This window comes from Pseudomonas sp. X4 (assembly GCF_040784925.1).
Taxonomy (GTDB): domain Bacteria; phylum Pseudomonadota; class Gammaproteobacteria; order Pseudomonadales; family Pseudomonadaceae; genus Aquipseudomonas; species Aquipseudomonas putida_Z.
On record NZ_CP160798.1, the window covers coordinates 1,142,429 to 1,162,384 of the forward strand.

General features: G+C 63.3%; 18 protein-coding genes. 7 read left to right on the top strand and 11 right to left on the bottom strand.

What is annotated here, in order from left to right; translation table 11 throughout:
* Nucleotides 1-183: 183 nt before the first annotated feature.
* The 4 genes from lon to cmoB all read left to right on the top strand — a co-directional run bounded on the left by lon (nt 184) and on the right by cmoB (nt 5,010).
* Nucleotides 184-2,604: an endopeptidase La gene (gene lon / locus ABX298_RS04910; protein ID WP_025340416.1), complete on the top strand. Its 2,421-nt coding sequence runs from the start codon at nt 184-186 to the stop codon at nt 2,602-2,604.
* Between the two features lie 170 nt (nt 2,605-2,774).
* Nucleotides 2,775-3,167 carry a protease inhibitor I42 family protein gene (locus ABX298_RS04915; RefSeq protein WP_286100482.1) on the top strand — a complete coding sequence of 131 codons (393 nt, stop codon included), beginning with the start codon at nt 2,775-2,777 and terminating at the stop codon, nt 3,165-3,167.
* A 146-nt stretch (nt 3,168-3,313) separates the two neighbouring features.
* A complete protein-coding gene (gene cmoA / locus ABX298_RS04920; RefSeq protein WP_025340420.1) occupies nt 3,314-4,057 on the top strand; it encodes a carboxy-S-adenosyl-L-methionine synthase CmoA in 744 nt (247 codons plus the stop codon).
* Nucleotides 4,054-5,010 (top strand): tRNA 5-methoxyuridine(34)/uridine 5-oxyacetic acid(34) synthase CmoB, encoded by a 957-nt coding sequence (gene cmoB, locus ABX298_RS04925; RefSeq protein WP_286100483.1) that lies wholly within the window; start codon nt 4,054-4,056, stop codon nt 5,008-5,010. Before cmoA ends, cmoB begins: the two co-directional genes overlap by 4 nt.
* A gap of 68 nt (nt 5,011-5,078) precedes the next feature.
* Here the strand turns inward: cmoB and ABX298_RS04930 are convergent, their stop codons facing one another.
* Nucleotides 5,079-5,282 carry a hypothetical protein gene (locus ABX298_RS04930; protein ID WP_075046170.1) on the bottom strand — a complete coding sequence of 68 codons (204 nt, stop codon included), beginning with the start codon at nt 5,280-5,282 and terminating at the stop codon, nt 5,079-5,081.
* Nucleotides 5,283-5,631: 349 nt separating this feature from the next.
* Here ABX298_RS04930 and ABX298_RS04935 point away from each other — a divergent pair, with 349 nt between their 5' ends.
* Both ABX298_RS04935 and ABX298_RS04940 read left to right on the top strand, forming a co-directional pair.
* The gene (locus ABX298_RS04935) at nt 5,632-6,306 is read left to right on the top strand and encodes a heavy metal response regulator transcription factor (protein ID WP_003258489.1); all 675 of its coding nucleotides are present in this window, start codon (nt 5,632-5,634) and stop codon (nt 6,304-6,306) included.
* Nucleotides 6,303-7,685, top strand: a complete 1,383-nt coding sequence (locus ABX298_RS04940) for a heavy metal sensor histidine kinase (RefSeq protein ID WP_075046171.1) — start codon at nt 6,303-6,305, stop codon at nt 7,683-7,685. The genes ABX298_RS04935 and ABX298_RS04940 overlap by 4 nt, the downstream gene beginning before the upstream one ends.
* A gap of 127 nt (nt 7,686-7,812) precedes the next feature.
* Here ABX298_RS04940 and pdxJ read toward each other — a convergent pair whose 3' ends face one another.
* The 10 genes from pdxJ to rpoE all read right to left on the bottom strand — a co-directional run bounded on the left by pdxJ (nt 7,813) and on the right by rpoE (nt 17,837).
* A complete protein-coding gene (gene pdxJ / locus ABX298_RS04945; protein ID WP_015271593.1) occupies nt 7,813-8,553 on the bottom strand; it encodes a pyridoxine 5'-phosphate synthase in 741 nt (246 codons plus the stop codon).
* Nucleotides 8,554-8,596: 43 nt separating this feature from the next.
* Entirely contained in the window at nt 8,597-9,280 is a 684-nt protein-coding gene (recO, locus tag ABX298_RS04950) for a DNA repair protein RecO (RefSeq protein ID WP_286100486.1), read from the bottom strand.
* Nucleotides 9,281-9,448: 168 nt separating this feature from the next.
* Nucleotides 9,449-10,351 (bottom strand): GTPase Era, encoded by a 903-nt coding sequence (gene era, locus ABX298_RS04955; protein WP_367394145.1) that lies wholly within the window; start codon nt 10,349-10,351, stop codon nt 9,449-9,451.
* A complete protein-coding gene (gene rnc / locus ABX298_RS04960) occupies nt 10,344-11,033 on the bottom strand; it encodes a ribonuclease III (protein WP_003258487.1) in 690 nt (229 codons plus the stop codon). The genes era and rnc overlap by 8 nt, the downstream gene beginning before the upstream one ends.
* 161 nt (nt 11,034-11,194) lie before the next feature.
* Nucleotides 11,195-12,049, bottom strand: coding sequence for a signal peptidase I (gene lepB, locus ABX298_RS04965; protein WP_003258486.1), 855 nt, complete (start codon nt 12,047-12,049; stop codon nt 11,195-11,197).
* 5 nt (nt 12,050-12,054) lie between these two features.
* The gene (lepA, locus tag ABX298_RS04970) at nt 12,055-13,854 is read right to left on the bottom strand and encodes a translation elongation factor 4 (RefSeq protein ID WP_025340425.1); all 1,800 of its coding nucleotides are present in this window, start codon (nt 13,852-13,854) and stop codon (nt 12,055-12,057) included.
* A gap of 181 nt (nt 13,855-14,035) precedes the next feature.
* A complete protein-coding gene (locus tag ABX298_RS04975; RefSeq protein ID WP_025340426.1) occupies nt 14,036-15,469 on the bottom strand; it encodes a DegQ family serine endoprotease in 1,434 nt (477 codons plus the stop codon).
* Nucleotides 15,470-15,658: 189 nt separating this feature from the next.
* Complete coding sequence (locus tag ABX298_RS04980) at nt 15,659-16,621, bottom strand: MucB/RseB C-terminal domain-containing protein (RefSeq protein ID WP_075046172.1); 963 nt, start codon at nt 16,619-16,621, stop codon at nt 15,659-15,661.
* A 12-nt stretch (nt 16,622-16,633) separates the two neighbouring features.
* On the bottom strand, nt 16,634-17,224 hold the full coding sequence (locus ABX298_RS04985; protein ID WP_075046173.1) for a sigma-E factor negative regulatory protein: 591 nt from the start codon (nt 17,222-17,224) through the stop codon (nt 16,634-16,636).
* Nucleotides 17,225-17,255: 31 nt separating this feature from the next.
* Entirely contained in the window at nt 17,256-17,837 is a 582-nt protein-coding gene (gene rpoE, locus ABX298_RS04990; RefSeq protein WP_003252049.1) for an RNA polymerase sigma factor RpoE, read from the bottom strand.
* A 434-nt stretch (nt 17,838-18,271) separates the two neighbouring features.
* On the opposite strand from rpoE, the gene nadB reads away from it, so the two are divergent.
* Nucleotides 18,272-19,876, top strand: coding sequence for an L-aspartate oxidase (nadB, locus tag ABX298_RS04995; RefSeq protein WP_075046174.1), 1,605 nt, complete (start codon nt 18,272-18,274; stop codon nt 19,874-19,876).
* Nucleotides 19,877-19,956: the final 80 nt, after the last annotated feature.

Sequence of the window (19,956 nt, forward strand, 5' to 3'; positions counted from 1 at the left end):
CGCGGGTAAACCCGCTCCCACAGGTACGGCACTGCCCCCAAGTTCGGCGCCGTACCTGTGGGAGCGGGTTTACCCGCGAAGAGGCAGGTACAGGCATCACTCCTCTCTGCACCCTTCAACTACCATTGAAACCCATCCCCCCGCGCCCCATCTAAGCACCATAGTCATTCACGCAGGTGCCCCATGAGCGACCAGCAGGATTTCCCGGAACATCCCGACGAACACAGCGAAGTCGAACACACCACTCCCCAGGCCGAAACCGGCCACGCCCTTGCCCTGCCCGGCCAGCAGCTGCCGGACAAGGTCTATGTGATCCCGATCCACAACCGCCCGTTCTTCCCGGCCCAGGTGCTGCCGGTCATCGTCAATGAAGACCCTTGGGCAGAAACCCTCGACCTGGTGGCCAAGTCACCAGACCACAGCCTGGCCCTGTTCTTCATGGATACCCCGCCAGAAGACCACCGCCACTTCGACACCTCGGCGCTGCCGCAGTACGGCACGCTGGTGAAGGTGCACCACGCCAGCCGCGAAAACGGCAAGCTGCAGTTCGTCGCCCAGGGCCTGACCCGGGTACGCATCCGTACCTGGCTCAAGCACCACCGCCCGCCGTACCTCGTCGAGGTGGAATACCCGCGCCAGCCAGCCGAGCCGACCGACGAGGTCAAGGCCTACGGCATGGCGCTGATCAATGCGATCAAGGAGCTGCTGCCGCTCAACCCGCTGTACAGCGAAGAGCTGAAGAACTACCTCAACCGCTTCAGCCCCAACGACCCGTCGCCGCTCACCGACTTCGCCGCCGCCCTCACCTCGGCCACCGGCAACCAGTTGCAGGAAGTACTCGACTGCGTACCCATGCTCAAGCGCATGGAAAAGGTCCTGCCGATGCTGCGCAAGGAAGTCGAGGTGGCGCGCCTGCAGAACGAGATCTCGGCCGAGGTCAACCGGCAGATCGGCGAGCACCAGCGCGAGTTCTTCCTCAAGGAACAGCTCAAGGTCATCCAGCAGGAGCTGGGCCTGACCAAGGACGACCGCAGCGCCGACCTCGAGCAGTTCGAGCAGCGCCTCGAAGGCAAGACCCTGCCGGACCAGGCACGCAAGCGCATCGACGAAGAGATGGGCAAGCTGGCCATCCTCGAAACCGGCTCGCCCGAATACGCCGTCACCCGCAACTACCTGGACTGGGCCACCGCCCTGCCCTGGGGCGTGTACGGCAAGGACAAGCTCGACCTCAAGCATGCACGCAAGGTCCTCGACCAGCACCACGCCGGCCTCGACGACATCAAGGAGCGCATACTCGAATTCCTCGCCGTGGGCGCCTGGAAAGGCGAGATCAGTGGCTCGATCGTGCTGCTGGTGGGCCCGCCCGGGGTAGGCAAGACCAGCATCGGTAAATCCATCGCCGAATCGCTCGGCCGGCCGTTCTACCGCTTCAGTGTCGGCGGCATGCGTGACGAGGCCGAGATCAAGGGCCACCGCCGCACCTACATCGGCGCCCAGCCCGGCAAGCTGGTGCAGGCCCTGAAGGACGTCGAAGTGATGAACCCGGTGATCATGCTCGACGAGATCGACAAGATGGGCCAGAGCTACCAGGGCGACCCGGCTTCAGCGCTGCTGGAAACCCTCGACCCGGAGCAGAACGTCGACTTCCTCGACCACTACCTCGACCTGCGCCTGGACCTGTCCAAGGTGCTGTTCGTGTGCACCGCCAACACCCTGGATTCGATCCCCGGGCCATTGCTCGACCGCATGGAAGTGATCCGCCTGTCCGGCTACATCACCGAAGAGAAACTGGCCATCGCCAAGCGCCACCTGTGGCCCAAGCAGCTGGAAAAGGCCGGTGTGGCCAAGACCAGCCTCGGCATCAGCGACAGCGCCCTGCGCGCGGTGATCGAAGGCTATGCCCGCGAAGCCGGGGTACGCCAGCTGGAGAAACAACTGGGCAAGCTGGTGCGCAAGGCCGTGGTCAAGCTGCTGGAAAACCCCGAGGCGAAACTGAAGATCGGCACCAAGGACCTGGAAGCCGCGCTCGGCATGCCGGTGTTCCGCAGCGAGCAGGTACTGGCTGGCAAAGGCGTGATAACCGGCCTGGCCTGGACCAGCATGGGCGGCGCCACGCTGCCGATCGAAGCCACCCGCATCCACACCCTCAACCGCGGCTTCAAGCTGACCGGCAAGCTGGGTGATGTGATGAAAGAGTCGGCCGAAATCGCCTACAGCTACGTCAGCTCCAACCTCAAGCAGTTTGGTGGTGATCCTGGCTTCTTCAACGAAGCGTTCATTCATCTGCACGTGCCCGAAGGCGCCACGCCCAAGGACGGCCCGAGTGCCGGCATCACCATGGCCAGCGCCCTGCTGTCGCTGGCCCGAGACCAGGCGCCGAAGAAGGGCGTGGCCATGACCGGCGAGCTGACCCTGACCGGGCAGGTACTGCCGATTGGCGGTGTGCGCGAGAAGGTGATTGCGGCGCGGCGGCAGAAGATCTTCGAGCTGATCTTGCCGGAGCCTAACCGTGGGGACTATGAGGAGCTGCCGGACTACCTGCGCGAAGGCCTGACCGTGCATTTCGCCAAGCGCTTCGCCGACGTGGCCAAAGTGCTGTTCTAGCCAACACCGGCCTCTTCGCGGGTAAACCCGCTCCCACAGGGATAGCGCAGGGCTTGAGCCCAGTGAGATCACTGTGGGAGCGGGTTTACCCGCGAAAGGGCCGGCACAGGCAACACAAATCTCCTCGATCATCGGTTATCCTCAGGCCATCGTCAGCCTCCGGAGCCAACATGACCGTCCCTCGTCTGCTCGTTCCCCTGAGCTTCGCCCTGATTTCCGCCTGCGCCCAACAGCCCACGCAACCCGTCGAACTGGACGCCGAAAGCGAATGCCCGACGCGCCTGCAGGTTGGCCAGGCGCTGATCCTGAGCTTGCCCAGCAACCCGTCCACCGGCTACCGCTGGCGCGTCGAAGCACCTGCCTCCAACGTACTGCGCAGCCTTGGTCCGGAGGTGTATAGCGCTCCCGAGGAGGAAGACGTGGTCGGCAGCGCCGGTGTCTCCACCTGGCGCTACCAGGCCAGCGATACCGGCGATGGTCAGTTGGTGCTGGTGTACCAGCAGCCGTGGGCCGCAGATATCGCCCCCGTGCAAACCTTCGACTGCAAGATCATCGTCCGCTAAAGTCCGCAGCTTCGCTCATAGGCAACCTGCACACCCACCAGGCAGGCGCAGAGGTCCCTCAGCGCCCGCCCCTGAAGCGCTGCCATGGCAAGAATCCCGGCCTTTGGCTAAAATGCGCCTCCGTTTCACCCTGTATCGAGCCCGCCGTGAGCAAACAACCCGACCGCCTTTTCGCCCAGCCCTTGGAGCAAGTGCCCGACTTCGTCTTCAACGAGGATGTGGTGCGTGTGTTCCCGGACATGATCAAGCGCTCGGTTCCGGGCTACCCGACCATTGTCGAGAACCTCGGCGTGCTGGCCGCGCGCTTCGCCCAGCCGCATACCGCGCTGTACGACCTGGGTGCGTCGTTGGGTGCCGTTACCCAATCGCTGCGCCGCCATGTGCGCAGTGACGGCTGCCGGGTAATCGCCGTGGACAACTCCGCGGCGATGGTCGAGCGTTGCCGCCAGTACCTCACCGCCCAGGACTCGATGTTCCAGGAACTGCTGCCGGTGCAGGTGCTGGAAGCCGACATCCTGGCCCTGCCCTTCGAGCCCGCCTCGGTGGTGGCGATGAATTTCACCCTGCAGTTCATCGCCCCCGACCAGCGCCTGGAGCTGCTCGGCCGCATCCGCCAGGCGCTGTTGCCCGGTGGTGCGCTGATCCTCTCGGAAAAACTGCGCTTCGCCGATGATGAACAGCAGGACCTGCTCAATGAACTGCACCTGGACTTCAAACGTGCCAATGGCTACAGCGAACTGGAAATTGCCCAGAAGCGCAGCGCCATCGAGAACGTGATGAGGCCCGACACCCTCGAAGCCCACCAGGCGCGCCTGCGCGCAGCCGGTTTCTCGAAGGTGGTGCCCTGGTTCCAATGCCTTAACTTCGCCTCTTTGATTGCCCTGCCATGATCGATCTGTCCCCCCTCGTCCGCCGCCTGGCGGGCACGCCCCTGGCTTCCTGGTCGCAAGGCCTGCAAGCGCAACTGGAAGCCAAGCTGGAGAAGGGTCACGGTGACCTCGACCGCTGGCGCGGTGCGCTGGAAGCCTTGCCCGCCCTGATTCCGAGCGAAATCGACCTGGTCAACGGGCTGCGCCTGGACTGCGATTGCGACGACGCCACCCGCGCGCAGATGCGCCAGGCACTGATGGGCCTGTCCCCTTGGCGCAAAGGGCCGTTCGACCTGTTCGGCGTGCATGTGGACACCGAATGGCGTTCGGACTGGAAATGGTCCCGGGTCGGCCCGCACCTGGACCTCAAGGGCAAGCGCGTGCTCGACGTGGGCTGCGGTAACGGCTACTACCAGTGGCGCATGCTCGGTGCCGGCGCCGACATGGTGATTGGCGTCGACCCCAACTGGCTGTTCTTCTGCCAGTTCCAGGCCGTTCAGCAATACCTGCCAGAGCTGCCCGCCTGGCACCTGCCATTCGCCCTGGAAGACCTGCCGGCCAACCTCGAAGGTTTCGACACGGTGTTTTCCATGGGGGTGTTCTACCACCGCCGCTCGCCTATCGAGCACCTGCTGGCGCTCAAGGACTGCCTGGTCAAAGGCGGGGAACTGGTGCTGGAAACCCTGGTGATCGAGGGTGACGAAAACCAGGTGCTGGTACCTGAGGACCGCTATGCACAGATGCGCAACGTCTGGTACCTGCCGTCGGTACCGGCCCTGGAGCGCTGGTTGCGCCGTGCCGGTTTCAGCGATGTGCGTTGCGTCGACGTAAGCGTGACCAGCGTCGAGGAACAGCGCAGCACCGAGTGGATGCGCTACCAGTCACTGGGCGACTTCCTCGACCCGAACGACCACAGCAAGACCATCGAAGGCCTGCCGGCCCCACGCCGCGCCACCCTGCTGGCGCGCAAATAAAAAAGGCGCCCGGATGGGCGCCTGAATACACCTGCGCCGAGGAGCTGTCACGGCGCAGGTGCTGTCACTCAATCCTTGGCCAACTCGCGGGCCTTCTCCTGCGCCTTGCGCTCACGCTCGGCAACGGCCTGTTGCTTGTCGCCGTGCAGGCGCTGCTGGTCTTCGCGGAACGCTTGCCAGAATTGTTTTGAACGTTCCGCACCGCCCTCGGCGTAAACACTGGCGCTGCCCAGGGCAACGGTGGCCAACAGCAGATATTTGGTCAGGTTCATCGTGGTTGCCTCGTGATAACCGATCAGACAGGGCCATCCTAGCGAGGGCTAGCTAACGGCAACGTGAGGCGGGGATTACAGTCTTGCAATGTGGCCCTGTTTTGCCTGTTCGGGCCCTATCGCCGGCAAGCCAGCTCCCACAGGATCACCACAAGTCTTGAAAACTGTGCAGTACCTGTGGGAGCTGGCTTGCCGGCGATAGGGCCCGAAAAGACAGCCAGATAACACCAGGATTACAAATCCGTTATCTGCGTCGCGCGTCCTTACTCATGCCGTAACATCCCACGCCTTGACCCTGATGCCACTACAGGGTCGAGAATCGCCCCCTTTCATCACACCGAGCCCACCCATGCGTCTACTGATCATCGAGGACGAACTGCGTACCGCCGACTACCTGCAGCAGGGCCTGCGCGAGAACGGCTACGTGGTCGACTGCGCCCACACCGGCACCGATGGCCTGCACCTGGCCCGCCAGCAGCCCTACGACCTGGTCATCCTCGACGTCAACCTGCCCGAACTCGATGGCTGGACCGTGCTGCAGCGGCTGCGCGCCGAATCGGCCACGCGCATCATGATGCTTACCGCCCACGGCCGCCTGGCCGACCGGGTCAAGGGCCTGGACCTGGGGGCCGACGATTACCTGCTCAAACCTTTCGAGTTCCCGGAACTGCTGGCCCGTATCCGCAGCCTGCTGCGCCGCAACGACCAGCAACTGCAGCCCAGCACCCTGCGCGTCGCCGATCTGGAGCTGGACCCCGGCCGCCACCGCGCCTACCGCGCCGGCCAGCGTATAGACCTGACCGCCAAGGAATTCGCCCTGCTGCACCTGCTGATGCGCCAGACCGGCGAGGTGCTGTCGCGCACCCAGATCATCTCGCTGGTGTGGGACATGAACTTCGACTGCGACACCAATGTGGTCGAGGTTTCGATCCGGCGCCTGCGGGCAAAGATCGACGACCCGTTCGACAACAAACTGATCCATACCCTGCGCGGCGTCGGCTACGTGCTCGAGGCACGCTTTTGAAAAACGCCAGCCTGTCACTGCGCCTGGGCTTGAGCGTGACGCTGATGGGCGCTGCACTGGTGCTGCTGCTGGCCTGCCTGGCCGTGTTCGCCCTCGATCACGAACTGGACAGCCGCGCACGCAAGGACCTGGCGCGCAAGATGCTGCAGGTCGAGCACAACCTGCGGGTCGACCTGCGTAGCGAAGACCTGGGCAGCCGCGCTCATCCCTTGCTCGACCTGGTGATGGGGCACGACAACCTCAGCCTCAGCGTGCTGGCCCTCGAAGGCCGCCATCCGCACCTGCTCAGCCTGGGGCCAGCGCTGGAATCGCAGGTAGGCGATCTGCGCACCGATGCCCGTCTGGCCTTTCATGCGTGGCGCGACAGCAATGGCAACCAGATACTCACCGTGACCCGGCTGATGCGCCTGCGCGACGACACCCCGGTCAAGGTGATGATGTCGCTCAACCGCGCCGACGACAACGCCCTGCTGCAGGCCTACCTGCACTCCACCTTGCTCGCGCTGCCGTTGCTGCTGCTGCTGATCGGGGCCGGTGCCTGGTGGCTGATGCAGCGCGGCCTGAAGCCACTGCGGCACTTCCGGCGCATTGCCGGGCGGGTGTCGGCCCAGGACCTGCAACATCGTCTTCCCGCTACCGGCCTGCCGCTGGAACTGGCAGAGCTGGCCAGTAGCATCAACGTGATGCTCGACCGCCTCGACCAGGGCGTCAGCCAGCTGTCGCAGTTCTCCGATGATCTGGCCCATGAACTGCGCACACCGTTGAGCAACCTGATGGGCAAGGCGCAAGTGACGCTGGCCCGCGAACGGGACAACGCGAATTACCGGGAAGTGCTGGAAGACAGCATCGAAGAACTGACCCGGCTCAACCGCATCATCAATGACATGCTGTTTCTCGCCCAAGTCAGCCAACCCCAGGCCCAGGTCGCGCTCAAGCCCATGGCATTGGCCGACGAGACGGCGCGGGTTGCCGAGCTGTTTGCGTTCAGTGCCGAGCTGAAAGGGGTTGAGTTGCGTGTGCAAGGCTGGGGGACGGCGCAGGGTGATCGGCTGATGTTTCAGCGGGCACTGTCGAACCTGTTGAGCAATGCCATTCGGCACTGCCCCGATGACAAGCCTGTGGAACTGCGTATCGAGCGCGTGGGCAGCGAAGTTCGGCTTTCGGTGGAAAACCAGGGGCCTGGTATTGCTGAAGAACACCAGTCGCGCTTGTTCGAGCGGTTTTATCGGGTGGGCTCGGGGCGCTCGCGGCTGGAGGGAGGGACCGGGTTGGGGCTGGCGATCGTGAAATCGATCATGCAGTTGCATGGTGGGCGGGTCGAGGTCAGCAGCAGCCCCTTGGGGCCTACCCGGTTTACCTTGGTGTTTCCAGCCGAGTAATACATCGCTTGTGCCGGCCTCTTCGCGGGTAAACCCGCTCCCACAGGGATCGCACAAGCCTCAAGGCCTGTGGAGTACCTGTGGGAGCGGGTTTACCCGCGAAGAGGCCGGTACAGGCGACCAACGATTAGCGCGAAGCCGCCACGATCAGCGCCTTCATCTCGGCCACTGCAGCCTTGAAGCCGACGAACAGCGCATGCGCTACCAACGCATGGCCGATGTTCAGCTCATTGATGCCTTTGATTGCCGCCACCGCCTCGACGTTGTGGTAATGCAGCCCGTGGCCGGCGTTGACGATCAGCCCCTGCCCCACGCCAAACGCCACGCCATCGACGATACGCTTGAGTTCCTCGGCCACTTCGGTCGGGGTTTCGGCATCGGCGTAACGCCCGGTGTGCAGTTCGATGGCAGGCGCGCCAACGCGACGCGAAGCCTCGATCTGCCGCTCGTCGGCATCGATGAACAGCGACACTTCGGCACCGGTACGCGACAGGCGCTCAACCGCAGCCTTGATCCGTGCTTCCTGGCCCGCCACGTCAAGGCCGCCTTCGGTGGTCAACTCCTGACGGGTTTCGGGTACCAGGCAGATGTGCGCCGGGCGGATCTTCTCGGCAAAGGCCATCATCTCTTCGGTGACGCCCATCTCAAAGTTCATGCGGGTCTGCAGCACGTCCTTGAGCAGCACCACGTCACGCTCCTGGATGTGCCGGCGGTCTTCACGCAGGTGCACGGTGATGCCATCGGCGCCTGCTTCCTCGGCATCCAGGGCAGCCTTGACCGGATCAGGGTAACGCGTGCCCCGGGCCTGGCGCAGGGTCGCCACGTGGTCGATGTTTACGCCGAGAAGCATGCGGTTGCTGTGAGTCACGAAAGGCTCTCCTGAAGATTGAGCCCCACAGCATACGTCGTGATCAGCGCTTGCGAAACAGTTCCCGGCTGACCAGTGGTTTTGCCCCTAGGTGAACCGCCAGTGCCTGGCGCATCAGGCGCTTGGCAGCGAGCAAGGCACCTGGGGCATCCCAGTCGGCTTCGGCCAGGGCCAGCAGTTCGGTGCCGCGGAACAGCCCGGGTTGCACCAGCTCGACCCGCTCCAGGCCGGCATCCACACGCAAGCGGTACAAGCCATCGACCGCGATCGCCTGGTCATTGACGTCGTGGTGCAACGAAAACGCGTAACCGAGCTCGTCCAGCAGCCGCCATTCGAAGGACCGCAGCAGCGGCTCCAGCGGGCGACCGGCGGCCAAGGCTTGCAAGGTCAGGGTGTAGTGCTCGAACAGCGCCGGGAAAGGCGCTTCGGCTGGCAGCAGGCGCATGAGCAGTTCGTTGAGGTACAACCCGCTGAACAGGGCATCGCCATGCAGCCAGGCGGCGATGCCGGCACTGTCCATGCGCCCGACATTCTTCAGCTCGCCACGCCCGCGCAGTTCCAGCTCCAGCGGCACGAACGGCCGCACCAGGCTACCACCCTTGCCACGCGCACGGCGCAGCACGGCGCGCATGCGGCCCTGCGGGGTGAAGAAGTCCACCAGCGCGCTGGTTTCCTTGTAGGCACGGCTGTGCAGCACATAGGCTGGCTGGCCGACAGGTAGTTCCATGGAAGATCACTTAGCCCAAGTTTGATGCAAATCCCTGTGGGAGCGGCCTTGTGTCGCGAAAGGGGCGCGCAGCGGCCCCAAGATCTCGGCTATTGCATAGATTCTGGGGCTGCTTCGCAGCCCTATCGCGACGCAAGGCCGCTCCCACAAAGGAGGGCCTTGCGAGGCTTAGAGGTCGCCGTAGCCCAGCGAGCGCAGGGCGCGCTCGTCGTCGGACCAGCCGCCTTTCACCTTGACCCACAGGTTGAGCATGACCTTGGAGTCGAACAGCACCTCCATGTCCTTGCGCGCCTCGGAGCCGATGCGCTTGATGCGCTCGCCCTTGTCGCCAATGATGATCTTTTTCTGGCCGTCGCGCTCGACCAGGATCAGCGCATGGATGTGCAGCACATGACCCTGCTGCTTGAATTCTTCAATTTCCACGGTGATCTGGTACGGCAATTCCGCACCCAGCTGGCGCATGATCTTCTCGCGCACCAGTTCGGCGGCCAGGAAGCGGCTGCTGCGGTCGGTGATCTGGTCTTCGGGGAAGAAGTGCTCGTTCTCGGGCAGGTGCTTGGCGATCTGTGCTTCCAGCGCCTGCAGGTTGTGCCCCTGTTGCGCGGAAATAGGCATCACTTCGGCGTTCGGCAACTGCTCCTGCAGCCATTGCAGGTGCGGGATCAGTTCGGCCTTCTCTTCCATGCGGTCGGTCTTGTTGACCGCGATGATCAGTGGGCCCGTCACGTACTGCACGCGCTCCAGCACCAGTTGGTCCTCGTCGGTCCATTTGGTGCGGTCGACCACGAAGATCACCACGTCGACGTCCTTCAGGGCCGCCGAGGCGTTGCGGTTCATGTAGCGGTTCAAGGCCTTGTCGTTGGCCTTGTGCATACCGGGGGTATCGACGTAGATCGCCTGCACTTCACCCTCGGTCTTGATGCCGAGCATGTTGTGGCGGGTGGTCTGCGGCTTGCGCGAGGTGATCGCCAGCTTCTGGCCGAGGATGTGGTTGAGCAGGGTCGACTTGCCCACGTTCGGGCGGCCGACAATGGCTACGTAGCCGCAGCGGGTCGGGTTGCTATCAGTCATTGCCATTCTCCACGCCCAGGGCGATCAGTGCAGACGCGGCAGCGACTTGCTCGGCGATACGCCGGCTAACGCCCTGGCCACGGCTCTTGTTGTTCAGCAGCACCACTTCGCATTCGACGAAGAAGGTCCGGCAGTGCGGTTCGCCCTGGATGTCCACCACTTCGTAACGCGGCAGCTCGCAGCTGCGCGACTGCAGGAACTCCTGCAGGCGGGTTTTCGGGTCCTTGTTGGTATCGACCAGGGTAAGGCCTTCGAACTCATCGGCCAGCCAGGCCAGCACGCGCTCCCGGGCCGTTTCCATGTCGGCGTCCAGGTAGATGGCGCCAATCAGCGCCTCCAGGGCGTCGGCCAGGATCGACTCGCGGCGGAAGCCACCGCTCTTGAGCTCACCCGAACCCAGGCGCAGGTGATCGCCCAGGTCGAAACCACGGGCCAGGCGGGCCAGGGTCTCACCCTTGACCAGGCGCGCGCGCAGGCGCGACAGCTGGCCTTCGCGGGCCTGCGGGAAGCGCTCGAACAGCGCTTCGCCGGCGACGAAGTTGAGAATGGCGTCACCGAGAAACTCCAGGCGCTCATTGTTGCGCCCGGCGTAACTGCGATGGGTCAGTGCCAGGAGCATCTGATCCTGGTTCTTGAAGGTATAACCGAGCTTTCGCTCCAGACGGGCAAGGGGAGCACTCATGCAGCCACCCGTTCGTTGTTCAACGCGTTGTTCAAATCAACATCCTGAAAGACTGTTTGGCTGTGGCCCGCCGCGATGTGCGGCGAATCTCCCGATCCCTGAGAACACAGCCTATGTCAGAAATGCATTCGGCGCTGCCTGCTGGCCAGCGCCGATGGGTATCAATGGATCAGACCGACCCGCGACAGGTTGGGCAGGTGGCTGAGCTTGGGCTCTGGCCAGCTCATCCACACCGCGAAGGCCTTGCCGACGATGTTCCGGTCCGGAACCATGCCGTGCAGTTCCTTCGGGATGTTCGGGTCATCCCAGTAACGGCTGTCGTTGGAGTTGTCGCGGTTGTCGCCCATCATGAAGTAATGGCCTGCCGGCACGGTCCATTGCTGGTCCGGCGGCATGCGGTAACGGCTCATTTCCTTGCGGATCAGGTGTTCGGCCTCGCCGAGCTTTTCCTTGTACAGCTCGGCGCTGCCCAGGGTGCCCGGCTCGGTGCCCACCAGTTGTTCGGCAATCGGCTGGCCGTTGACGAACAACCGCTTGTCGCTGGTGTAGCGCACCTGGTCACCCGGCAGGCCTACCACACGCTTGATGTAGTTGACGTTCGGGTCGCTCGGGTAGCGGAACACCATCACATCACCGCGTTGCGGGTCACCCACCTCGATGACCTTCTTGTCGATCACCGGCAGGCGAATGCCGTACGAGAACTTGTTCACCAGGATGAAGTCGCCCACTTCCAGGGTCGGCTTCATCGACCCCGAAGGGATCTGGAACGGCTCGACCAGGAACGAACGCAGCACCAGCACGATGAACAGCACCGGGAAGAACGACTTGCCGTACTCGACCAGCAACGGTTCCTTGCCCAGGCGCTCGACCACCGCCATCTCGGGCTGGCTGACGCTGCCCTGGTAGTTGGCGATTGCCGCACGCCGGCGCGGAGCCAGGAACAGCAGGTCGATCAAGCCCAGCAGGCCGCAGACGAAGACGGCGATGACTAGCAACAGCGGGAAATTTAGCGACATAGGACCTAGCTATCCAACCTGAGCACGGCGAGGAAGGCTTCCTGTGGAATCTCCACGTTACCCACCTGTTTCATGCGTTTCTTACCGGCCTTCTGCTTCTCCAGCAGTTTCTTCTTACGGCTGACGTCACCACCGTAGCACTTGGCCAGTACGTTCTTTCTGAGCGCCTTGACGGTTGTCCGCGCGATGATCTGGCCGCCGATAGCTGCCTGGATCGCTACGTCGAACATCTGCCGAGGGATCAGCTCCTTCATCTTCTCGGTCAACGCACGGCCTTTGTAGGCCGCGTTGTCGCGGTGCACGATCAATGCCAGGGCATCGACCTTGTCGCCGTTGATCAGTACATCCAGCTTGACCAGGTTGGCCGACTGGTAGCGATCGAAATGATAGTCCAGCGAAGCATAGCCGCGGCTGGTGGACTTGAGGCGGTCGAAGAAGTCCAGCACCACTTCGTTCATCGGCAGGTCGTAGCGCACCTGCACCTGGCTGCCGAGGAACTGCATGTCGCGCTGCACGCCACGCTTCTCGATGCACAGGGTGATGACGTTGCCCAGGTGTTCCTGCGGTACCAGGATGGTGGCAGTGACGATCGGCTCGCGGAAATCGGCGACCGCCGAGACGTCTGGCAGCTTCGACGGGTTGTCGACGGTGATGGTCTCGCCGGTTTTCAGTTCCAGCTCGTAGATCACGCTTGGCGCCGTGGTGATCAGGTCCAGGTCGTATTCGCGCTCCAGGCGTTCCTGGATGATCTCCATGTGCAGCATGCCGAGGAAGCCGCAACGGAAGCCGAAGCCCAGGGCGTCGGAGCTTTCCGGCATGTACTGCAGCGACGAGTCGTTCAGGGTCAGCTTCTGCAGCGCATCGCGGAAGTCCTCGAAGTCGTCGGAACTGACCGGGAACAGGCCGGCGTAGACCTGCGGCTGGATCTTCTTGAAGCCTGGTAGCACTTCGACCTCAGGGGTCGAGGACAGGGTCAGGGTGTCACCGACCGGGGCACCGTGGATGTCCTTGATGCTGGCAATGATGAAGCCCACTTCGCCAGCCTTCAGGTCGGCGGTCTGGGTGTGTTTCGGGGTGAACACGCCCACGCTGTCGACCAGGTGCACCTTGCCGGTGGACTTGACCAGGATCTTGTCGCCTTTCTTGACGCGGCCGTGGCGCACGCGCACCAGCGAGACCACGCCCAGGTAGTTGTCGAACCAGGAGTCGATGATCAGTGCCTGCAGCGGCGCCTCGATATCGCCTTCCGGCGCGGGGATGGTCTGCACCAGGCGCTCGAGCACCTCGTCCACGCCCATGCCGCTCTTGGCACTGCAGGCCACGGCGTCGGTGGCGTCGATGCCGATGATCTTCTCGATCTCGTCCTTGACGCGATCCGGATCGGCCTGCGGCAGGTCCATCTTGTTCAGTACCGGCATGACCTCAAGGCCCTGCTCGATGGCGGTGTAGCAGTTGGCTACGGACTGGGCCTCGACGCCCTGGCCGGCATCCACCACCAGCAGCGCGCCTTCACAGGCCGCCAGCGAACGCGAGACTTCGTAGGTGAAGTCGACGTGGCCGGGGGTATCGATGAAGTTCAGCTGGTAGACCTTGCCGTCCTGCGCCTTGTAGTTGAGCGTGACGCTGTGGGCCTTGATGGTGATACCGCGCTCACGCTCCAGGTCCATGGAATCGAGCACCTGGGCTTCCATCTCGCGTGCCGACAGGCCACCGCACATCTGGATGAAACGGTCGGCCAGCGTCGACTTGCCATGGTCGATGTGGGCGATGATGGAGAAATTGCGGATATGACTCAAATCACTCACGGGTCAACACTCGAAAAGGCTGCGAGCCGGACGCCCGCCGAAAAATAGCCGGGAATTGTACCTTAAGCTGCCGGGATATGGGAGATTCCTCTATCGGGCTGTACACAGCATTCGCCCCTGCAATTGTGAACTTTCATGAAAAAGGGCAGCCGAAGCTGCCCTTTTCTCCTTGCCAAGCCGCTTATTCAGCCAGCTTGAAGGTAATGAAGCTGGCACGGCCCTGACGCAGCACGCGCATCGACACCGAACGGTTCTTCGGCAGTTCCTTGGCGATTTCGGTGAATTCCTTGGCCGAACCGATGGCCTGGTTGTTCAGGTGGCTGATCACGTCACCCGGGCGCAGGCCGATCATCGCGGCCGGGCCATCCTGGACTTCCTTGATGACCACGCCACCCTTGAGCTCCAGGGCTTTCTTCTGCTCGGCGGTCAGGTCGGCCACCGAGACGCCCAGGCGGTTGCTGCTGCGCTCGGCGCTGCCTTCGGCGCCGGTACCGATGTCGGCATCGTCGTCCGGCAGTGCGCCAACGCTGATGTCGAGGTTCTGGCGCTTGCCGTTGCGGATGATCTCCAGCTTGGCCTTTTCGCCGTCCTTGAGGCTGCCGACCAGGTGCGGCAGGTCGGCCGACATGACGATCGGCTGGCCGTTCATGCTCAGGATCACGTCACCCACCTGCAGGCCGCCCTTGGCTGCCGGGCCGTTTTCCAGCACCTGGGCCACCAGGGCACCGGCCGGCTTGTCCAGGCCGAACGACTCAGCCAGGTCCTTGTTGACCTCCTGGATCACCACGCCCAGCCAGCCGCGGCTGACCTTGCCGTCTTTCTTCAGCTGGTTGGAGACATCGATCGCCACATCGATCGGGATGGCGAACGACAGGCCCATGAAACCGCCGGAACGGGTGAAGATCTGCGAGTTGATACCCACCACTTCGCCGTTCATGTTGAACAGCGGGCCACCGGAGTTGCCCGGGTTGATGGCAACGTCCGTCTGGATGAACGGTACGTAGGTGTCGTTGGGCAGGGTACGGCCCTTGGCGCTGACGATACCTTTGGTCACCGAATGGTCGAAGCCGAACGGCGAACCGATGGCCAGTACCCACTCGCCCACTTTGAGCTTCTCGGAATCACCCAGCTTGACGGTCGGCAGGTTCTTGCCCTCGACCTTGAGCAGGGCCACGTCGGTGCGCGGATCGGTGCCGACCAGCTTGGCCTGCAGCTCGCTGCGGTCCGATAGGCGGACGATGATCTCGTCGGCATCGGCTACCACGTGGTTGTTGGTCAGCACGTAGCCATCGCTGGAAATGATGAAGCCCGAACCCAGCGACTGGGCCTCGCGCTGGCGGTCGCCACGCGGCGAACGCGGCTGCTGCGGCATGTTGCGCTCGAAGAACTCGCGGAACATCGGAGGCAGGCCTTCCAGGTCGGGCATCTGCCCGGCGGCCATGCGGCGGTCCGGCAGCTTCTGCTTGGTACTGATGTTGACCACGGCTGGCGAGGCCTGCTCGACCAGGGTAGTGAAGTCCGGCAGGGCTTCCTCGGCCTGGGCGCTGAGCACCTGGCCGAGCATCAGCACGGCGGCGAACATCGATAGGTAGGATTTCAAGCGTGGTATTGACATACGGCTCCCGTCACAACGAGCGGTAGTTTAGAAAGGCCCCTGCACAAAGCAGGAAAGGCCAGGCTCCAAGAAGCCTGACCTATAGAAAATTTGCCGATGGATTGCAAATGACAATGCTTTAATTTCATTTCAGAGGCATGTCCGCACGCCTTGGCATGGCCCGCACGCCAGGCCCGCAAATGCGCGCCATCACTGGCGCGCCTGGCCATCCTGGGGGCGCATCGACAGCGCCACACGCTCTGCGGTACCCAGCGGAATCTCGCCGACCACAGTGACCATCACCTTGCCCTTGGGCGTGTTCAGCCGACGCGAGACCGCCGAAGTCGGGCCAAGCTGGGTGCGCATGTCGGTCCCGCCCTCATCCTTTACCAGCTCGAGGAACACCGAGAAGCGCGCCAGGCCATCGTCGTACATCAGGCTGCTGACCGTGCTGTCATTCTTGGGGTCGCGGCGTACCGAGCTGTTGACCAGTTCGAAACCAGGCGGCAGCCAGTCCGAACGCCAGCCGGCGACCGTGTCATTGGCGGCAGCGGCCACATGCTGCACCGGCTTGCACGCAGCGCTGGCGCGCAGGTCGTCGTCGCTGGGTGCTTTGGTATCGAGACGGATCATCTGGAAGCGCTCCAGCAACTGCCCCTTGTCGTTGACCATCAACGAGCGCAGCGGCAGGCCGGTAGCACGGTCCAGGTGCAATTCGAAGGCATAACGGTGCTGGTCGCGCGGGGTGAGCGTCACGATCACGGCATCGCGCCCGGCGACCCGTGACTTGCCCGCCACGCTCAAGTCATACCAGCCCATCAGTTTCAGCGGATCAAGCACACGCTGCGCGGCGTCCGGGGGCGTCGTCACACCACTGACCAAGACCCCGCTGACGCACTCTACCTTGCCATCCACGCGCACGATCTCCTGGGCGGCGCCATCGAGCTGCAACAGCCGCTCGCTGACCTTGCCGTCGTCGACCCTGTGCCAGATCTCGTGGGAAGAGAAGCTGCCGTTGCGTTCGTAGACAAAAGAGCCTTGGTAGCTCTGCTTTTGCTCGGCCTGTGCCAGCTTGCTCAGCCACTCGCTCGCCTCGGGCGAGGAATTGGCCGCCAATGCTGGCACCGTCATGCAGCTGCCAATCAGCAGCGACAGGAGAGGTAGCGCGCGCATGATCCTCCTTACTTAACGGTTTTCCAGGCTGGCGGCGCGGGCATACGGCAATGCGGTTTCAGTGCCCTTGAGCGCAGATTCCTGGGCATGCTGGCGCAGGTAACCTGGCAGACGCTGGTCCCAGCCGGCCTGGTTCTGCAGCACGCCGTTGGCCATCGGCCCGGTCGGTTGCTCACTGCTCTCACTATAGCCTGCCAAAACGGCCGGGCCTTGTGCTTGTGGCACAGTCAGGCCTTGCTGGGCAGGTTGCTGGGCAGCAAGCTCGGCGCCAGTGATCTCGTCCTGGTTGTACATGCGCACACCGGCCAGCACCGCTACGGTGACCGAGGCAGCTACCGCCAGGCGGCCAATGCTGCGCCATGGCCCTTTCTTGGCCTTGGCCGGCACGGCTTCGTCAGCCAGCGCTGCAGACACCGCCGAGGCGATATCCAGGTTGGGCAGCAGCAGCTCCTTGTGCATGGCTGCGCGGGCAACCTGGTAACGCGACCAGGTGGCACGGGTTTCAGCATCGTCTACGGCGTTCAACACACGACGCAGTTCAAGCTCGTCCGCTTCGTTATCCATCACCGCGGACAGCGATTCCTGCAAAGCTTCACGACTCATGGCGGTTCCTCTCTTGGCTGTCGCCGCTGTCTCAGGTTTCCTGCAGCAAAGGTTGCAGGGCTTTGTCTATGGCCTCCCGAGCGCGGAAGATTCGAGAGCGCACGGTACCCACCGGACATTGCATGACACTGGCAATGTCTTCGTAACTCAGCCCGTCGAACTCGCGCAGGGTCAGTGCCGTGCGCAGGTCTTCAGGCAGTTGCTGGATGGTGCGATGGACAGTGCCTTCGATTTCATCCCGCAACAACGAGCGTTCTGGGGACTCGAGATCCTTGAGACCATGATCGCCGTCGTAAAACTCCGCATCCTCGGAGCTCACATCACTGTCTGGCGGCCGTCTTCCACGGGACACCAGGTAGTTCTTCGCCGTGTTGATGGCGATGCGGTACAGCCACGTATAGAACGCACTGTCTCCGCGGAAGTTGCCAAGCGCACGGTAGGCCTTGATGAAGGCTTCCTGTGCTACATCCTGGGCCTCGTGGGTATCGTGAACGAACCGCACGATCAACCCGAGAATCTTGTGCTGATACTTCAGCACCAACAGATCGAAAGCTCGCCTGTCACCGCGCTGAACGCGCTCGACAAGCTGCTGATCCTCTTCCTGGGTTAGCATGAACACTCCTCAGTGAACTCGAAGGAGCGTTGCAACAGCCATCGTTCAGGCTTGCAACCATAGACTCGGGCTTTGCGCAAAAGTTCTCCCCTCCAAGCAAGTTTCCTGCAGCCCTTGGTCGGGTTGCACGGAAGACGCGGCACGGTCACGGCCGGCTACGTCGATAATCAGGTTTCGAGTACGCAGGGACAGCCCGGACAGGCCTGCCGCCCTGCGTCGCCGCGGCAAGTTGTGGCGCGTGGGCAGCCTTCATAGGATTTCCGGCCATGTCGGAAAGTTCCCACAAAGGTTGTCGCGACCAGGCAAGTGGCATGGAAATTGGCCACCAGGGGCTGCTATAAAGGCAACCCGGCCAGCTTTAACGATAGTTTCACAATGCCATCGGCGCGTGACTATTGTGCCGCGCCCCTTCCAAAGAATACTAGTGTCCCGACATGAGCCAACAATTCCAACATGATGTCCTGGTGATCGGCAGCGGTGCCGCCGGTCTCAGCCTGGCACTGAACCTCCCCAGCCACCTGCGAGTCGCCGTGCTCAGCAAGGGCGACCTGGCCAACGGCTCGACCTTCTGGGCCCAGGGCGGTGTCGCGGCAGTGCTGGACAATACCGATACCGTGCAGTCGCATGTCGAGGACACCCTCAATGCCGGCGGCGGCCTGTGCCATGAAGAAGCTGTGCGCTTTACCGTCGAGCACAGCCGCGAAGCCATCGAGTGGCTGATCGAGCAAGGCGTGCCCTTTACCCGCGACGAGCATTACAGCGTCGACGACGGTGGCTTCGAGTTCCACCTGACCCGCGAAGGCGGCCATAGCCACCGGCGCATCATCCATGCCGCCGACGCCACCGGCGCAGCCATCTTCACCACGCTGCTGGAGCAGGCCCGCAAACGCCCGAACATCCAGCTGCTGGAGCAGCGCGTGGCAGTCGACCTGATTACCGAACGTCGCCTCGGCCTGCCCGGCGAGCGCTGCCTGGGTGCCTATGTGCTCGACCGCAACACCGGCGAGGTGGACACCTTCGGTGCGCGCTTCACCGTGCTGGCCACTGGCGGCGCGGCCAAGGTCTACCTGTATACCAGCAACCCCGATGGTGCTTGCGGCGACGGCATCGCCATGGCCTGGCGGGCCGGTTGCCGGGTGGCGAACCTGGAGTTCAACCAGTTCCACCCGACTTGCCTGTACCACCCGCAGGCCAAGAGTTTCCTGGTCACCGAAGCCCTGCGCGGCGAAGGTGCCCTGCTGCGCCTGCCCAATGGCGAGCGTTTCATGCCACGCTTCGACCCCCGCGAAGAACTGGCCCCGCGCGACATCGTGGCCCGCGCCATCGACCACGAGATGAAGCGCCTGGGTGTGGACTGCGTGTACCTGGACATCACCCACAAGCCGGCCGACTTCATCAAGAGCCACTTCCCCACCGTGTACGAGCGCTGCCTGGCCTTCGGCATCGACATCACCCGTCAGCCGATCCCGGTAGTACCTGCGGCGCACTACACCTGCGGCGGAGTGATGGTCGACGACCGCGGCCATACCGACGTGCCGGGCCTGTATGCCATAGGTGAAACCAGCTTCACCGGCCTGCACGGTGCCAACCGCATGGCCAGCAATTCGCTGCTGGAATGCTTCGTCTATGGCCGTGCCGCCGCGGCCGACATCCAGGCGCACCTGGATGAAGTGGTCATGCCCAAGGCCCTGCCCGGCTGGGACGCCAGCCAGGTCACCGACTCGGACGAGGACGTGATCATTGCGCACAACTGGGACGAACTGCGGCGCTTCATGTGGGACTACGTCGGCATCGTGCGCACCAGCAAGCGCCTGCAGCGAGCGCAGCACCGCATTCGCCTGCTGCTGGACGAAATCGACGAGTTCTACAGCAACTACAAGGTCAGCCGCGACCTGATCGAATTGCGCAACCTGGCGCAGGTGGCCGAGTTGATGATCCTGTCGGCCATGCAGCGCAAGGAAAGCCGCGGACTGCATTACACCCTGGATTACCCGGGGATGCTGGACGAGGCCAAGGACACCATTCTCAGCCCGATCTGAAATCGGCGTCGCGGCCTTCGCGGGCCCGCCCGCTCCCACAGGATTCCCACTGCCTTGCAGGCTTGCGCAGTACCTGTGGG

Excerpts from the sequence above, each read along its gene's own strand:
- rpoE (WP_003252049.1), bottom strand. The coding sequence starts at position 17,837 with ATGCTAACCCAGGAAGAGGATCAGCAGCTTGTCGAGCGCGTTCAGCGC.
- ABX298_RS04930 (WP_075046170.1), bottom strand. The coding sequence starts at position 5,282 with ATGAACCTGACCAAATATCTGCTGTTGGCCACCGTTGCCCTGGGCAGC.
- lepB (WP_003258486.1), bottom strand. The coding sequence starts at position 12,049 with ATGTCGCTAAATTTCCCGCTGTTGCTAGTCATCGCCGTCTTCGTCTGC.
- rnc (WP_003258487.1), bottom strand. The coding sequence starts at position 11,033 with ATGAGTGCTCCCCTTGCCCGTCTGGAGCGAAAGCTCGGTTATACCTTC.
- ABX298_RS04975 (WP_025340426.1), bottom strand. The coding sequence starts at position 15,469 with ATGTCAATACCACGCTTGAAATCCTACCTATCGATGTTCGCCGCCGTG.
- lon (WP_025340416.1), top strand. The coding sequence starts at position 184 with ATGAGCGACCAGCAGGATTTCCCGGAACATCCCGACGAACACAGCGAA.
- nadB (WP_075046174.1), top strand. The coding sequence starts at position 18,272 with ATGAGCCAACAATTCCAACATGATGTCCTGGTGATCGGCAGCGGTGCC.
- era (WP_367394145.1), bottom strand. The coding sequence starts at position 10,351 with ATGACTGATAGCAACCCGACCCGCTGCGGCTACGTAGCCATTGTCGGC.
- ABX298_RS04985 (WP_075046173.1), bottom strand. The coding sequence starts at position 17,224 with ATGAGTCGTGAAGCTTTGCAGGAATCGCTGTCCGCGGTGATGGATAAC.
- recO (WP_286100486.1), bottom strand. The coding sequence starts at position 9,280 with ATGGAACTACCTGTCGGCCAGCCAGCCTATGTGCTGCACAGCCGTGCC.
- ABX298_RS04980 (WP_075046172.1), bottom strand. The coding sequence starts at position 16,621 with ATGCGCGCGCTACCTCTCCTGTCGCTGCTGATTGGCAGCTGCATGACG.
- ABX298_RS04915 (WP_286100482.1), top strand. The coding sequence starts at position 2,775 with ATGACCGTCCCTCGTCTGCTCGTTCCCCTGAGCTTCGCCCTGATTTCC.
- ABX298_RS04935 (WP_003258489.1), top strand. The coding sequence starts at position 5,632 with ATGCGTCTACTGATCATCGAGGACGAACTGCGTACCGCCGACTACCTG.
- cmoB (WP_286100483.1), top strand. The coding sequence starts at position 4,054 with ATGATCGATCTGTCCCCCCTCGTCCGCCGCCTGGCGGGCACGCCCCTG.